Annotated in this window: 14 protein-coding genes and 1 tRNA gene; 7 read left to right on the top strand and 8 right to left on the bottom strand. The window is 66.3% G+C overall.

Translation table 11 applies throughout. The features are described 5' to 3' along the window. Positions 1–5: 5 nt before the first annotated feature. From ACEN9N_RS23100 to ACEN9N_RS23090, 3 genes are all read left to right on the top strand, one after another. A complete protein-coding gene (locus ACEN9N_RS23100) occupies positions 6–995 on the top strand; it encodes a DNA-directed RNA polymerase subunit alpha (RefSeq protein WP_009124827.1) in 990 nt (329 codons plus the stop codon). A 91-nt stretch (positions 996–1,086) separates the two neighbouring features. Then, on the top strand, positions 1,087–1,485 hold the full coding sequence (rplQ, locus tag ACEN9N_RS23095) for a 50S ribosomal protein L17 (RefSeq protein ID WP_009124828.1): 399 nt from the start codon (positions 1,087–1,089) through the stop codon (positions 1,483–1,485). Positions 1,486–1,503: 18 nt separating this feature from the next. Then, positions 1,504–1,580: transfer RNA gene (locus ACEN9N_RS23090), tRNA-Met, on the top strand. A gap of 107 nt (positions 1,581–1,687) precedes the next feature. Here ACEN9N_RS23090 and ACEN9N_RS23085 read toward each other — a convergent pair. From ACEN9N_RS23085 to ACEN9N_RS23060, 6 genes are read right to left on the bottom strand one after another with little or no spacing between them, the layout of a single operon-like run. After that, entirely contained in the window at positions 1,688–2,086 is a 399-nt protein-coding gene (locus ACEN9N_RS23085; RefSeq protein ID WP_056516702.1) for a RidA family protein, read from the bottom strand. After that, on the bottom strand, positions 2,083–3,705 hold the full coding sequence (locus ACEN9N_RS23080; protein ID WP_495654610.1) for an AMP-binding protein: 1,623 nt from the start codon (positions 3,703–3,705) through the stop codon (positions 2,083–2,085). The genes ACEN9N_RS23085 and ACEN9N_RS23080 overlap by 4 nt, the downstream gene beginning before the upstream one ends. A gap of 5 nt (positions 3,706–3,710) precedes the next feature. Next, complete coding sequence (locus ACEN9N_RS23075; RefSeq protein ID WP_009124831.1) at positions 3,711–4,904, bottom strand: acyl-CoA dehydrogenase family protein; 1,194 nt, start codon at positions 4,902–4,904, stop codon at positions 3,711–3,713. Between the two features lie 4 nt (positions 4,905–4,908). Then, positions 4,909–5,763 (bottom strand): enoyl-CoA hydratase family protein, encoded by an 855-nt coding sequence (locus ACEN9N_RS23070; RefSeq protein WP_495654609.1) that lies wholly within the window; start codon positions 5,761–5,763, stop codon positions 4,909–4,911. Continuing rightward, positions 5,760–6,242 (bottom strand): MarR family winged helix-turn-helix transcriptional regulator, encoded by a 483-nt coding sequence (locus tag ACEN9N_RS23065; protein WP_009124835.1) that lies wholly within the window; start codon positions 6,240–6,242, stop codon positions 5,760–5,762. The genes ACEN9N_RS23070 and ACEN9N_RS23065 overlap by 4 nt, the downstream gene beginning before the upstream one ends. A 1-nt stretch (position 6,243) precedes the next feature. After that, positions 6,244–8,619 carry a bifunctional salicylyl-CoA 5-hydroxylase/oxidoreductase gene (locus ACEN9N_RS23060; protein ID WP_495654608.1) on the bottom strand — a complete coding sequence of 792 codons (2,376 nt, stop codon included), beginning with the start codon at positions 8,617–8,619 and terminating at the stop codon, positions 6,244–6,246. A 131-nt stretch (positions 8,620–8,750) separates the two neighbouring features. On the opposite strand from ACEN9N_RS23060, the gene ACEN9N_RS23055 reads away from it, so the two are divergent. Together ACEN9N_RS23055 and ACEN9N_RS23050 are read left to right on the top strand one after the other, a co-directional pair. Next, entirely contained in the window at positions 8,751–10,019 is a 1,269-nt protein-coding gene (locus tag ACEN9N_RS23055) for a class I SAM-dependent methyltransferase (RefSeq protein WP_413315510.1), read from the top strand. Positions 10,020–10,030: 11 nt separating this feature from the next. Next, positions 10,031–10,354: a DUF1840 domain-containing protein gene (locus ACEN9N_RS23050; protein ID WP_495654607.1), complete on the top strand. Its 324-nt coding sequence runs from the start codon at positions 10,031–10,033 to the stop codon at positions 10,352–10,354. Between the two features lie 119 nt (positions 10,355–10,473). On the opposite strand, the gene ACEN9N_RS23045 is transcribed toward ACEN9N_RS23050, so the two are convergent. Next, the gene (locus ACEN9N_RS23045; RefSeq protein WP_413315511.1) at positions 10,474–11,502 is read right to left on the bottom strand and encodes a Bug family tripartite tricarboxylate transporter substrate binding protein; all 1,029 of its coding nucleotides are present in this window, start codon (positions 11,500–11,502) and stop codon (positions 10,474–10,476) included. Positions 11,503–11,568: 66 nt separating this feature from the next. Beyond that, on the bottom strand, positions 11,569–12,495 hold the full coding sequence (locus tag ACEN9N_RS23040; protein WP_007830533.1) for a LysR family transcriptional regulator: 927 nt from the start codon (positions 12,493–12,495) through the stop codon (positions 11,569–11,571). 123 nt (positions 12,496–12,618) lie between these two features. Here ACEN9N_RS23040 and ACEN9N_RS23035 point away from each other — a divergent pair, with 123 nt between their 5' ends. Next, positions 12,619–13,383, top strand: a complete 765-nt coding sequence (locus ACEN9N_RS23035; RefSeq protein WP_042673002.1) for an SDR family oxidoreductase — start codon at positions 12,619–12,621, stop codon at positions 13,381–13,383. Positions 13,384–13,571: 188 nt separating this feature from the next. Continuing rightward, a complete protein-coding gene (gene xylF, locus ACEN9N_RS23030) occupies positions 13,572–14,594 on the top strand; it encodes a D-xylose ABC transporter substrate-binding protein (protein WP_007830537.1) in 1,023 nt (340 codons plus the stop codon). Positions 14,595–14,679: the final 85 nt, after the last annotated feature.

Here is a 14,679-nt window from a genome sequence, read left to right as displayed (position 1 = left end):
TCTGCATGCAAACCACCCTGCTGAAACCCAAGACCATTCAGGTCGAGCAACTTGCGGCCAACAAGGCCAAGGTGACGCTCGAGCCTTTCGAGCGCGGCTATGGCCACACGCTCGGCAACGCGCTGCGTCGCGTTCTGCTGTCGTCCATGGTGGGCTACTCGGCCACCGAAGTCACGATCGCCGGCGTTCTGCATGAGTACTCGTCGATCGACGGCGTGCAGGAAGATGTCGTCAACATCCTGCTGAATCTCAAGGGCGTGGTGTTCAAGCTCCACAACCGCGACGAAGTCACGCTGAGCCTGCGCAAGGACGGCGAAGGTCCGGTCCTGGCATCGGACATCCAGACCCCGCACGACGTCGAGATCATCAACCCCGACCACGTGATCGCGCACCTGTCGCAAGGCGGCAAGCTCGACATGCAGATCAAGGTTGAAAAGGGTCGCGGCTACGTGCCCGGCACGATGCGCCGCTACGCCGACGAGCCGACCAAGTCGATCGGCCGCATCGTCTTGGACGCCTCGTTCTCGCCGGTCAAGCGCGTGAGCTACACGGTCGAAAGCGCCCGTGTCGAACAGCGTACCGACCTGGACAAGCTGCTGGTCGAAATCGAGACCAACGGTGCGATCACCGCCGAAGATGCCGTGCGCGCTTCGGCTAAAATCCTGGTCGAACAGCTCGCCGTGTTTGCGCAGCTCGAAGGTGGCGAACTCGCTGCATTCGATGCACCCGCACCGCGCAGCGCACAGCAATTCGATCCGATCCTGCTGCGCCCTGTCGACGAACTCGAACTGACGGTGCGTTCGGCCAACTGCCTGAAGGCCGAAAACATCTACTACATCGGTGATCTGATCCAGCGCACCGAAAACGAGCTGCTCAAGACCCCGAATCTGGGTCGCAAGTCGCTCAACGAAATCAAGGAAGTCCTCGCTTCGCGCGGCCTGACCTTGGGCATGAAGCTCGAAAGCTGGCCGCCGGCCGGTCTTGACAAGCGTTGATTTGAATTTTTGAATTTGGCCCCTGAAAGGGCCAGTGCACCGGGCAGTACCTGACACGGCTGCCTGTTTTTATAAAGTAAAGGAAAGCACCATGCGTCACGGACACGGACTCCGCAAACTCAACCGCACCAGCTCGCACCGCCTCGCGATGCTGCAGAACATGATGAATTCGCTCATCGAGCACGAAGTCATCAAGACCACGGTCCCCAAGGCCAAGGAACTGCGCCGCGTCATCGAACCGATGATCACGCTCGCCAAGAAGCCCACGCTCGCCAACAAGCGCCTGGCCTTCGACCGCCTGCGCAGCCGCGACAGCGTCGTCAAGCTCTTCGGCGAACTCGGCCCGCGTTTCGCAGCGCGTCCGGGCGGCTACACCCGCATCCTGAAGATGGGTTTCCGCGTGGGCGACAATGCCCCGATGGCGCTCGTCGAACTGGTCGACCGTGCTGAAATTAAAGAAGAAGCAGCCGAGCAAAGCGCTGCAGAATAAGTTATAATTCTATCTTGCCGCGCGATGGAGCAGCCTGGTAGCTCGTTGGGCTCATAACCCAAAGGTCGCAAGTTCAAATCTTGCTCGCGCAACCAATTTAAAAGGCCCTTTGAAATTCAAAGGGCCTTTTTCTTTTGTCGGTGAATAAAAAAATGCCCTCTCGAAGAGGGCATTTTTATTTCCGCCGGCCATTGCCGCCCAATCAGTCGGGAACGACTGCCGTGACTTCGATCTCCACCTTTGCGCGGTGCTCGACCAGCGCCGCCACCTGCACGCAGGTCATGGCCGGGAAGTTGCGGCCCATGGCATCGCGATAGACGGGGCCGAGCTCGGAGAGCCGGCGGCTGTATTCGTCGCGGTCCGTCACGTACCAGGTCATGCGCACCATGTGCTCGGGGCCCGCGCCGCCTGCGCGCAACACCTCGGCAATGTTGCGCAGTGCCTGGCCGCATTGCTCGATGAAGTCGTCCGACTCGAACTGCTGTTGTGCATTCCAGCCGATCTGGCCGCCGACGAACAGCATCGTGCCGCGTGCAGCGACACCGTTTGCATAGCCCTTGGGAGGCAGCCAGCCTTCAGGCTGCAGGAGTTTGTTGATCATGGTGTGGTGTTGAGTTGTCTCAGTTTGAATCGCTGGAGCTTGCCGGTTTCGGTGCGCGGCAGCACCGCGACGAACTCGATCTCCCGCGGGTATTTGAACGGTGCGATCGTCGCTTTCACATGGTCCTGCAGCGCCTTCACGAGGGCCGCATCGCCTTCGTGCCCTGGCTTGAGCACGCAGAATGCCTTCACGATCATGCCGCGGTCGGCGTCGGGCTTGCCGATCACGCCGCACTCGGCGACCGCCGGGTGCTTCAGCAGCGCGTCTTCGACCTCCGGCCCGCCGACGTTGTAGCCGGCTGTGATGATCATGTCGTCCGCGCGCGCCTGGTAGAAGAAATAGCCGTCGTCGTCCTGCACGAAGGAATCGCCCGGGTAGTTCCAGCCGTTCTTTACGTAGTCGGCCTGGCGCGGATCGTCGAGATAGCGGCAGCCCACCGGGCCTTGCAGCGCAAGCTTGCCAACCGTGCCGCGCGGCACTTCGTTGCCTTCGTCGTCCACCACCTTGGCGGTGAAGCCGGGAACCACCTTGCCCACCGCGCCGCGGCGTACGTCGCCGCCCGCGGCGGAGATGTAGATGTGGAACACCTCGGTGCCGCCGATGCCGTCGAGCATCTCGATGCCGGTGGCTTCCTTCCACAGCTGGCGTGTGGCGTCGGGCAGCGCCTCGCCCGCACTCACGCTGATGCGCAGGCTGGGCATGCCGTGCTGCTTCACGAAGGGCGCCATCTGGCGATAGAAGGTCGGCGCCGTGTAGCAGATCGTCGCGCCCACCTCGTTGATGAGCTTCACCAGCCCTTCTGGTGAGAACGGCGCGTCGGCAAAGTACACCGAAGCGCCGGCCCACATCGGGAACACGAGCAGCCCGCCGAGCCCGAAGGTGAAAGCCAGCGGCGGCGAGCCGATCACGATGTCGTCGCTGCGCGCGCGCAACACGTGGCGCGGCCAGGTCTCGCACATTGCGAGCACGTCGCGGTGCGTGGTGACGGGCGCCTTGGGCTTGCCCGTGGTGCCCGAGGTGAAGGCCAGCAGCGCGATGTCGTCGGAAGCCGTGGGGCAGGCCGTGAACACGCCGCTCTTCTTCGCCGCGCGCGCGGAGAGCGAGTCCGGCGCTTCGGGCCTGTTGAATGCGATCACGGTGGCCAGCACGGGGTGCTCGCGCTGTGCGATCGCGAGTTCGTCGAGCAGGCGGCCATCGCACAGCGCAGCAACGGGCTGCGCCTTCTCGATGATGTCGCCCAGCTCCTTTGCGCGCAGCAGCGGCATCGTCGCCACCGCGATCAGTCCGGCCTTCACCACCGCGAGCCACGACAGAGCCATGGCCACCGAGTTGCCACCGCGCAGCAGCACGCGATTTCCCGGCACGAGTCCGAGATCCTCGGTCAGCACCTGCGCAATGCGGTTGACTTCGATGGCGGCCTGCGCATACGTCAGCGTGCCCTGCGGTGAACGCAGCATCGGGTTGTCGCCGAAGCCCTTCGACGCGGCCTTGTCGAGCAGTTCCTCGACCAGGTTCAGCTGGTCGGGCAACTGCAGCTCGGGCAGGTCGTAGCGAAAGACGGGCAGCTGCTCGGCGGGCGGCAGGCGGTCGTGAACGAAGCGGTCGACTTGGGCAGACACGGTGTTTATCCCCGCAGAACGGATTTGCCAATGATCAGTTGTTGAACCTCCGTCGCGCCTTCGTAGATGCGCAGCGAGCGAATGTCGCGGTAGAGGCTCTCAATCTTCGTGCCAACCTTCACGCCGAGGCCGCCATGCATCTGCAGTGCCATGTCGATCACGCGGCTGGCGTTCTCGGTGGCGCACATCTTGGCCATTGCGGCAGCGGCTGACACATCGCCGACCGCAGGCGCGCCGCGCTGCTCGGCGTCATCGCGCATCCATGCGGCGCGGTAGGTGAGCAGCGCCGCGCTGTCGATCAGCGCGGCCATCTCGCCAAGCTTGGCCTGCGTGAGTTGGAAGTCGGCGAGCGTCTGGCCGAACATGCGGCGGTTCTTCGAATGCGAGATGGCTTCGGCCAGTGCGCGGCGACCCATGCCGAGCGCTGCCGCCGCCACCGAGGCGCGGAAGATGTCGAGCGTGCGCATCGCGAGCTTGAAGCCGCCGTTGAGTTCGCCGAGCTGCGCCGTGCGCGGCACGATGCAGTTCTCGAAACGCAGCGTGGCGAGCGGATGCGGTGCCATCACGTCGATGTGCGCGGAGGTGTCGAGGCCGGGCGTCGTCGCGTCGACGATGAAGGCCGTGATGCCGCGCGTGCCGCCCGTGGGATCGGTCTTCGCGAACACGCAGTAGAAATCGGCGATGCCGCCGTTGCTGATCCAGGTTTTCTCGCCGTTCAGGCGCCAGCCGTCGGCGGTCGTTTCGGCGCGCATGGCCATTGCACCCACGTCGGAGCCTGCCTCGGGTTCGCTGAGCGCGAAGGCCGCGATCTTGCTGCCCTTCGCCACGGCAGTCAGGTAGCTTGCATGCTGTTCTGGCGTGCCAGCGAGCGTGATCGCGCCGCTGCCGAGACCCTGCATGGCGAAGGCGAAGTCGGCGAGCGGCGAATGGAAGGCCAGCGTCTCGCGCAGCAGCACGAGTGCGCGCGAGTCGAGGCGCTCGAGCGCACCGCCAGCGCTGCCGGGCACGGCATAGCGCAGCCAGCCGCCGTCGCCGAGCCGCTTCACCCAGTCCCGGCACGCCGCGCGGTCGTCGCGCTCGTCCACCTCCTGTGCGGCGGCCCAGGGTAGCAGGCCATCGGCCAATGCGCGATGTGCATCGTCGAAGAACGGCAGCGCGAGGTGCGCGGTCGATGGCGGTGCAGGTGCTTTGGTCATCATCGCGTCAATCTCCACCGAACACGGGTTTGCGCTTGGCCGCAAAGGCCTCGTACGCCCGCTTGAAATCTTCGGTCTGCATGCAGATCGCTTGCGCCTGCGCCTCGGCCTCGATGGCCTGGTCGATGGTCATGGACCATTCCTGCGCCAGCATGGTCTTGGTCATGCCATGCGCGAAGGTCGGACCTTCCGCCAGGTCGCGCGCCACCTTGATGGCGGCTTCGAGCAACGCATCGCTTTCGTGCAGGGCGTTGAAGAAGCCCCAGGCGTGGCCTTCCTGCGCGGTCATGGCGCGGCCGGTGAACAGCAGTTCCGACGCACGGCCTTGGCCGATCACGCGCGGCAGCAGTGCACACGCGCCCATGTCCGCGCCGGCCAGGCCCACGCGCGTGAACAGGAATGCGGTGCGCGTGGCGGGCGAGCCGTAGCGCAGGTCGCAGGCCAGCGCGATCATCGCGCCGGCACCGGCGCACACGCCGTCGATGGCGCCGACGATCGGTTGGGGGCAGGCGCGGATCGCCTTGACCAGGTCGCCCGTCATGCGCGTGAACTCCAGCAGCTCGGGCATGCGCATGCCGGTCAGCGGGCCGATGATCTCGTGCACGTCGCCGCCCGAGCAGAAGTTGCCGCCCGCACCGGTCACGACGATGACCTTCACGTCGGTGGCGTAGGCCAGTGCGCGGAACAGGTCACGCAGTTCGGCGTACGAGTCGAAGGTCAGCGGGTTCTTGCGCTCGGGCCGGTTCAGCGTGATGGTGCCGACACCGGCTTCAAAACTCCACGCGAAGTGCTCGGCCTTGTAGGCCGCCTTCGCCTCGAATTGCGCGCGCATGGGGTTGCCTGCGCCGATGTAGTGCTTCATTCGGTCTCCGCCATCAATAGTTGGTTGTGTGAGTGTTGCTTGACCTTGCCGAGCAGCTTGTGGAGCTGCGCGATCTCCTTGCCGCTGAGGCCCGCAAAGGCCTCGACGATCCAGTCTTCATGCTGCTGCGCCATCTCGTTGAAGAGCTTGCGCCCGCGCGCGGTGAGCCGCACGCGCCACGCGCGCCGGTCGCCTTCGACGTTGATTCGTTCGACCAGTCCTTCGGCCACGAGCTGGTCGGTGATGCCGGTCACGTTGCCGCCCGTCACCATCATGCGGCGCGAGAGCTCGTTCATCTTCAGCCCGTCGGGCGAGCGCTCGAGCTGCGACATCAGGTCGAAGCGCGGCAGCGTGGTGGCGAACTGGGAGCGCAGTTCGTTGCGCACCTGCTTCTCGATGAGCTGGGTGCAGGTCAGGAGCCGCAGCCAGAGGCGCAGGGCCTCGGGGTGTTCGCTGTGGGCGCGGGCTTCGAGGTCCATGTCAGTGCGTCTCCTCGTTGTTCTGTGCCGTCACTGCAGCCGCGGCCATCTGCTGCTGCTTCGCGATCTCGCGGTACATCTGGTCGCGGCCGCTCAGGTATTGCTTGGGCCAATCGACGTCGCGGCTCTGCAGCTTTGCGGCCTCGTGCAGCGTCCACGCGGGGTCGGCGAGGTGCGGGCGGGCCACGGCGCAGAGGTCGGCGCGGCCGGCGGCAATGATGCTGTTGGCCTGGTCGGCGTCGGTGATGGCGCCCACGGCGATGGTCGAGATGCCGACCTCGTTGCGGATGCGGTCCGAGAACGGCGTCTGGTACATGCGCCCGTACACCGGCTTCGCGGCGCGCGTGGTCTGGCCCGACGACACGTCGATGAAATCGGCGCCGGCTTCCTTGAAAAGACGTGCGACCACGATCGCATCGGCATCGGTGTTGCCGCCGGGCGCCCAGTCGTGCGCGGAGATGCGCACGCTCATCGGCTTGTCGGCGGGCCACACCGCGCGCATGGCGCGGAACACTTCGAGCGGGTAGCGGCAGCGCGCCTCGATGTCGCCGCCATATTCGTCGGTGCGCAGGTTGGTGAGCGGGCTGATGAAGGCCGACAGCAGGTAGCCGTGCGCGCAGTGCAGCTCGAGCCAGTCGAAGCCGCATTCGGCGGCGCGGCGGGTGGAGGCTACGAATTGCTCGCGCAGCGTGTCCATCTCGGAGCGGGTGATCGCTGCGGGCAACTGGTTCTGCTCGCCGTAAGGCACGGCACTTGCGCCGAGCACCGGCCAGTTGCCGCTTTCGAGCGGTTCGTCGGTGCCTTCCCAGCCCACGCGGGTCGAGCCCTTGGGGCCGCTGTGGCCGAGCTGCATGGCGATCTTCGCGCTTGACTGCGTGTGCACGAAATCGACGATGCGCTTGAAGGCGGCCTGCTGCGCGTCGTTGTACAGGCCCGTGCATGCCGGCGTGATGCGGCCTTCGGGCGTCGGGCTCGTCATTTCGACGAACACCATCGCGGCGCCGCCGAGCGCGCGTGCGCCCAGGTGCACCAGCAGGAAGTCTTGCGGCACACCGTCGACCGCGCTATAGGTGGCCATCGGCGACACGAGGATGCGGTTCTTCAGCGTGAGCCCGCGCACCTTGTAGGGCATGAGCATCGGCGCCATCGCCTTGCCGCCTGCGAGCCACTGCTCGTAGCCGCCGAGCCACTGCGTGTCGCGCACGCGCAGGTTCTCGTGGCTGATGCGCTGCGAGCGAGTGAGCAGCGAGTAGGCGAACTGCTCGATCTGCATGCCCGTGTAGCGCGGCACGTTCTCGAACCACTCGGTGGAGTTGCGCGCGGCGTTCTGGATCTTCAGCACCTCGACGCTGCGGCGCGCCTCGTAGCCTTCGAGCACATGGTCGACCGTGCCGCCCTGCGCGAACTCGTTGGCCAGGTCGATCGCGTCTTCCAGCGCGAGCTTGGTGCCCGAGCCGATCGAGAAATGCGCCGTGTGCGCGGCGTCGCCCATCAGCACGACGGGCACCGAGCGGCCTTCGACGTCGATGCGGTGCGTCCAGCGCTCGCACACCACGCGCGGAAAGCGGATCCAGTTGGCCGAGCCGCGCAGGTGCGTGGCGTTGCTGATGAGCGGGTGGCCGCCCAGGTACTTGGCGAAGAGCTTCTCGCAGAAGGCGATGGCCTCGGGCTGCTCCATCTGGTCGAGACCGTGGGCCTTCCACACGGCCTCGGGCGTCTCGACGATGAAGGTCGAGGTCTTGTCGTCGAACTGGTAGGCATGCGCCTGAAACCAGCCGTGCTCGGTCTGCTCGAAGGCGAAGGTGAAGGCGTCGAAGGTCTGGTGCGTGCCCAGCCACACGAAGCGGCAGTTGCGCAGGTCGATGTCGGGCTTGAACACGTCGGCATAGCGCTGGCGGATGCGGCTGTTGAGGCCGTCGCTGGCAATCACGAGGTCGGCTTTGTACTGCGCGGCGATCGCCTGGTCGTCGGTGGCGTCGGTCTCGAACACCAGCTCGACGCCCAGTGCCAGGCAGCGCTCCTGCAGGATGTTCAGCAGCCGCTTGCGGCCGATGCCGCAGAAGCCGTGGCCGCCCGAGCGCACCTGGCGGCCCTTGAAGAAGACCTGGATGTCCTCCCAGTGGTGGAACTCGTTGCCGATCAGCGCCGCGGTTGGCGCATCGGCCGCGCGCAGGTTGCCCAGCGTCTGGTCGCTCAGCACCACGCCCCAGCCGAAGGTGTCGAAGGGGCGGTTGCGTTCCACCACCGTGATCTGCAGCGCGGGGTTGCGCGCCTTCATCAACAGGGCGAAGTACAGGCCCGCCGGCCCGCCGCCGATGCACAGGATGCGTTGGAGGTCCGAGGCGGGAGCGGGTTTGACCGGGCTTAGGCTGTTCATGGTTCAATAGTTTAGACATAAACAATCTGCTGTCAATGGCGATTCGTAACGGCCGTCCGGCGCGCGGGTCGCGGCTTCGGCCGACAAGGGCCGTCATGCAAAAACTTTGAAAAATCAATACCATGGGCTCCATGCAAAACTTGATACCCAAGATCGAGTCGCAGCTGGCTTCGCTGCCTGTCCCCATCGCGCTGGAACTGCCCGATGGCCGGCGTGTTGCCCAGGCGGGAGCCCGCGTCACGCTGGCCTTCAAGGAGTGGGCCGTGCTCGCCAAGCTGGCAGCGCGGCAGGTGGGCGCCATCGGTGAGGCGTATGTCGAGGGCAAGGTGCAGATCGAGGGGGCCATGCGCGACCTGATCGACGCCACGGTCGGCATGCTGCCCGGCAACCCGGCCGAAACCGACACAGGCTGGTGGAGCCGCCTTCAGCACATGGCCAAGTCGCACGGCTCGCATTCGCTGCGCAAGGATGCGGCCCAGATCGAGTTCCACTATGACGTGTCCGACGACTTCTACGCGCTGTGGCTCGACGCGCGCCGGGTCTATTCATGTGCGTACTTCCGTACGCCCGATCTCACGCTGGCGCAGGCGCAGGAAGCCAAGCTCGACCACATCTGCCGCAAGCTCATGCTGCAGCCGGGCGAGCGCTATCTCGACATCGGCTCGGGCTGGGGCGCGTTACTGCTGTGGGCGGCCGAGCATTACGGCGTGGACGCTACCGGCATCACGCTGTCGAAGAACCAGCACGCGTACGTGCAGCGCCTGATCGAGGAAAAGGGCCTGCAAGGCCGCGTGCGCGTCGAACTGCGCGACTACCGCGAGCTGTCGGTCGGCCAGCCTTTCGACAAGATTTCCTCGGTCGGCATGTTCGAGCACGTGGGCGCGGCCAACATGCCGACCTACTTCCGCAAGATCCATTCGCTGCTGAGGCCGGGTGGGCTGGTGATGAACCACGGCATCACCTCGGGCGAACTCAACTATCGCCAGCTCGGCGCCGGCATGGGCGACTTCATCGAGAAGTACATCTTCCCGGGCGGCGAACTGCTGCACGTGACGCACGTGTTGCGCGAGACGGCCGCGGCCGGCCTGGAGATGGTCGATACCGAGAGCCTGCGCCCGCACTATGCGCGCACGCTCTGGGCCTGGTCGGACGCGCTGGAGGCGCAGCTCGACGCCGCGCGCGAAGTGCTGCGGCGCAGCGGCGGCCGCCAGAGCGACAACGCCGAGCGCATCCTGCGGGCCTATCGTCTCTACCTCGCAGGCTCGGCCATGAGTTTCGAGCAGGGCTGGATCTCGCTGCACCAGATGCTGTCCACCAAGCCAGACGGCAAGGTCGAACACGGCGTTCTGCGCGGCGCGCAATCGGTGTACCCTTTTGCCCGTGACTACATCTACAAGTGAGTGAGAACACCATGCTCTATCGATTCCAGTCCCGAGCCTCTCCCGACTTCGTGATGCTCGAAGTGCATGCCCGGCAGTTGTTCGACATCGTCGGCAAGGCGATTGCGCCGCAAGGCATCATCACGGTCGAGCAGATCCCGGGCGCCATTGCGGCCCTCGAAGCCGCGCTGGCGCGCGAGGCCTCCAACGTGCACAACAACGACGACTATGCGGTCGAAGGCCACGCCAGCGAGGCCGAGAAGCAGCATGTCGGGCTGCACCAGCGTGCGATCCCGCTGCTGCACATGCTCAAGGATTCGCTGGCCGAGAAAAAAGACGTGACCTGGAAGACCTGATCGACCAGATCGAACGGTTCCAGTCGCGAAACGCCGCGGAACCGGCTTTGCCGGGCCGCAGGCGTTGCTCCCTGCAAGGGGGTTGGCGTCAGCGACACGAAGTGCGCGAAGCCTGGGGGTCAGTCAACTTTCGCGCCGGAGTCCTTGACCACCTTGGCCCACTTCACGTGCTCGCTCGCAATGAGCTTCGTAAAGTCGGCGGGCGAATTGCCGCTCGGGATCGCGCCCTGCGCGAGCATCTTTTCCTTGATGGCCGGCGTGCCCAGCGACCTGGCCACTTCCTGCTGGATGCGGTTCACGATCTCCGGTGAGGTTCCGGCCGGGGCCAGCAGCCCGAACCACGAGCTTGCCTCGTAGCCCTTGAGCGACGGGCCTCCCGCTTCAGCCACCGTCGGAATGTCCGGCAGCGCGGGCGAACGCTGCGCGCTCGTCACGGCCAGCGCGGTGAGCTTGCCGGCCTTGATCTGTGCCATCGACGAGGGCAGGTTGTCGAACATGACGTCGGCGTTGCCGCCCACCATGTCCAGCAGCGCCGGGCCCGAGCCCTTGTACGGGATGTGGGCCATGAACGTGCCGGTCATGCTCTTGAACAGTTCGCCGGCGAGATGGATCGACGTGCCGCTGCCGCTCGACGCCATGTTGAGCTTGCCCGGGTTGGCCTTGGCGTACTTGATGAAGTCCTGCACATTGCGGATGTTCAGCGTCTTCGCCTTGTCGGCATTCATCTCCATCACATTCGGCACGGCGGCCACCAGCGTGATCGGCGCGAAGTCCTTGATCGGGTCGAAGGGCAGCTTGGGGTACAGCGCGCGGTTGATGCCGTGCGTGCCCACCGTGCCCATCAGCAGCGTGTAGCCGTCGTTCGGCGCGCGGGCCACAAGCTCGGCGCCCACGTTGCCGCCCGCGCCCGCGCGGTTGTCCACGATGAACTGCTGGCCGAAGGCCTTCGACAGCTCGGGCGCGACGGCGCGCGCCAGGATGTCGGTGGTGCCGCCGGCCGCGAAGGGCACGACGATGCGCACGGGCTTGGTCGGCCAGGTGCCTTGGGCCCACGAAGGAGCGGCCATCAGCGTGAGGGCGGTGGCGACGGAAGCGGCCAGCGCGGCGCGGCGATGGGTCCGGAAGGAAGAGCAGAAGAAAGAAGTCATGCGCGCGTTTGTACAGGCGCGCGCCGCGCACGTCGCGGGTGAAAACCCCGTGGGCCGGCAGGCCGCTCAGGCCACCTGCATCCGCTGCGCAAACCGCTCGTCGCGAAAACGTTCGAGCACGAAGTCGATGAACACGCGCGTCTTCGGCGGCAGCAGCTTCTTGCTCGGGTAGTAGAGCCACACCGCGCCCGCATCCTGGTGCCAGTCGGGCAGCAGCCGCAGCAGCTCGCCGCTGCGCAGGCCGCGCTCCACGAAGGGCATCGGCAGCATCGCCACGCCCAGACCCATCAACGCTGCATGCGCGATGGCCTCGGGGTCGTTGAAGATCGCGCGCGGCCGGGGCAGCTCCACCGTGGCCTCTTCGCCGCGCGCATGCCGCAGCGTCCAGCCGCGCAGCCGGCCCGTGGGCGAGGACCGGCGCAGCAACGTGTCGAGCGCCGCCAGGTCCGAGGGATGCCGGGGCCGCTCGCGCCCCTCCATGTAGCGCGGCGATGCCACGGCCACCACGTGAATGCGCGCCAGCTCCCGCGCTATCAACCCGGCCGCGAGTTCGATGCCGCCGCCGATGGCCGCGTCGAAGCCCTCGCCCACCAGGTCCACCTGCTGGTTGTCGAAATGCCAGTCCGGCAGGATGGCCGGGTAGCGCGCGAGGAAGTCGCCCATCATCGGCAGCACGTGCTCGCGCCCGAAGGCCTGGCCCATGCTCACCTTCAGCGTGCCGGCGGGCTGGCCGTCGTCCTTGTCGATGCCGGCCACCGCCTCCTGCAGCGTGGCGAGCGCGCCGCCGACCTGCGCCAGGAAGCGCTCGCCGCCCTCGGTCAGCGTGAGGCGGCGCGTGCTGCGCTGGAACAGCCGCACGCCCAGCCGTGCTTCGAGCCGTGCAACGTTCTTGCTCACGGCCGCCGGCGTCAGCCCCAGGCGCCGGGCCGCTGCCGAGAAGCTGCCGCCCTCGGCGCTCTGCACGAAGGATTCGAGGTGACTGAGCGGTTCCATGGCCGCATTGTCATTCCCATCTTCAACTCCGGGTTGAATTTGATTGCCTCGATTGATGGCTACCGCCACAGGAATGAATTGCCGACACTGAAGGCCTTCCTCCTCCACCTGCACGGAAAAATCATGGCCTCCAACACTGCTTCTTCTTCTCCTGTCCTGGCCGGCAAGGTCGCCTTCGTCACCGGCGGTTCGCGCGGCATTGGCGCTGCCATCGTGCGCCGGCTGGTGCGCGACGGTGCCGCCGTAGCCTTCAGCTACGCCAGTTCCAGCGCCCCGGCCGAGGAACTGGTGCGCAGCATTCAGTCCGAAGGCGGCCGTGCCCTTGCGCTGAAGATCGACAGCGCCGATGCCGCCGCGCTCACCGCCGGCATCGACGAAGCGGCCCGCGCGCTCGGCAAGATCGACATCCTTGTGAACAACGCCGGCGTGTTCCTCGGCGGCACCCTCGACGACTTCTCGCTCGAGGACTTCGACAAGACGCTGAACGTCAACGTGCGCGCCGTGTTCGTCGCGGCCAAGGCAGCCTCGCGCCACATGGGCGAAGGCGGCCGCATCATCAACATCGGCAGCACCAACGCCGAGCGCATGCCCTGGCCCGGCGGCAGCGCCTATGCCATGAGCAAGTCGGCGCTGGTCGGCCTGGTGCAGGGCCTGTCGCGCGACCTCGGTCCGCGCGGCATCACGGTCAACAACGTGCAGCCGGGCCCGGTCAACACCGACATGAACCCGGTCGACGGCCCCAACGCCGCTGCCATGCACGGCCTGATGGCGCTCGCCCGCCACGCCCGCCCCGAAGAAATCGCCGGCATGGTCGGCTACCTGGCCAGCCCGGAAGCCGCGTTCGTGACCGGCGCCAGCCTGAACATCGACGGTGGCTTCGCCGCCTGAAGCGGGGCGAGCTCACGAGAAGGCCGGGACCTCCCGGCCTTTTTCGCGTGCGCCTTCGCCCGGATGGCGCTCCGGGAATTCCCGGATGCCCAGAGGCACGCCCCGATGGGATAGTTAGTTCGCCCTTCAAACTAACTAATTTCTTACCGCTGGTTCCTGCGGGGCGCACCAACACTGGAGAGACATCGATGCAACTGAAACACACCCTGGCCGCCATGGCCTTCGGTTTCACGGCCGTGGGCGCCCTGGCGCAAACCGTGGTCGGCGTGAGCTGGTCCAACTTCCAGGAAGAACGCTGGAAGACCGACGAGGCCGCCATCAAGGCCCAGCTCGAGAAGCTCGGCGCCAAGTACATCAGTGCCGATGCAGGCGGCTCGCCCGAGAAGCAATTGGGCGACATCGAGGGCCTGATGTCGAAGGGCGCCAAGGCGCTCATCGTGCTGGCGATGGACAAGGACGCCATCCTGCCCGCCATCACCAAGGCCACGCGCCAGAAGGTGCCCGTGGTGGCCTATGACCGGCTGATCGAGGCGCCGGGCGTGTTCTACATCACCTTCGACAACGTCGAGGTCGGCCGCATGGAGGCGCGCGAAGTCTTCAAGGTCAAGCCCAAGGGCAACTACGTGATCATCAAGGGCTCGCCGAGCGACCCGAACGCCGACTTCCTGCGCGCCGGCCAGCAGGAAGTGCTGGACGCCGCGATCAAGAAGGGCGACATCAAGATCGTCGGCGACGAATACACCGATGGCTGGAAGCCCGAGGTCGCGCAGAAGAACATGGAGCAGATGCTCACCAAGAACGGCAACAAGGTCGACGCGGTGGTCGCGGCCAACGACGGCACGGCCGGCGGCGCGGTGGCAGCGCTCACCGCCAAGGGCCTGCGCGGCATCCCGGTGTCGGGCCAGGACGCCGACTTCGCGGCGCTCAACCGCATTGCGCTGGGCACGCAGACCGCCACCGTCTGGAAGGATTCGCGCGAACTCGGCCGCGAAGCCGCCTCCGCCGCCATGGCGCTGGCCGCCGGCAAGCCGGTCGACAAGGCCGCACCGTGGGCCGGCGGCGCCAAGAAGATCTCGCTGTCCTCGCGCCTGCTGACACCGGTGCCGATCACGCGCGACAACCTCGACGTGGTCGTCAAGGCCGGCTGGATCAATAAGGACGAGCTCTGCAAGGGCGCCACGGGTGCGAGCGCGCCCGCCGCCTGCAAGTAACGAGTCTGCCAATCCGCGCCACGCGGCGTCCGGCCGGCCCCTGGGGCTGGCCGGTACGCGGTCGCGCACCTGCCGTTCCAAGGGG

It is taken from the genome of Variovorax sp. Varisp46 (genome assembly GCF_059491885.1).
Note: the sequence above shows the minus strand (reverse complement) of the source record. Positions and strands in the feature narration are given on the sequence as shown.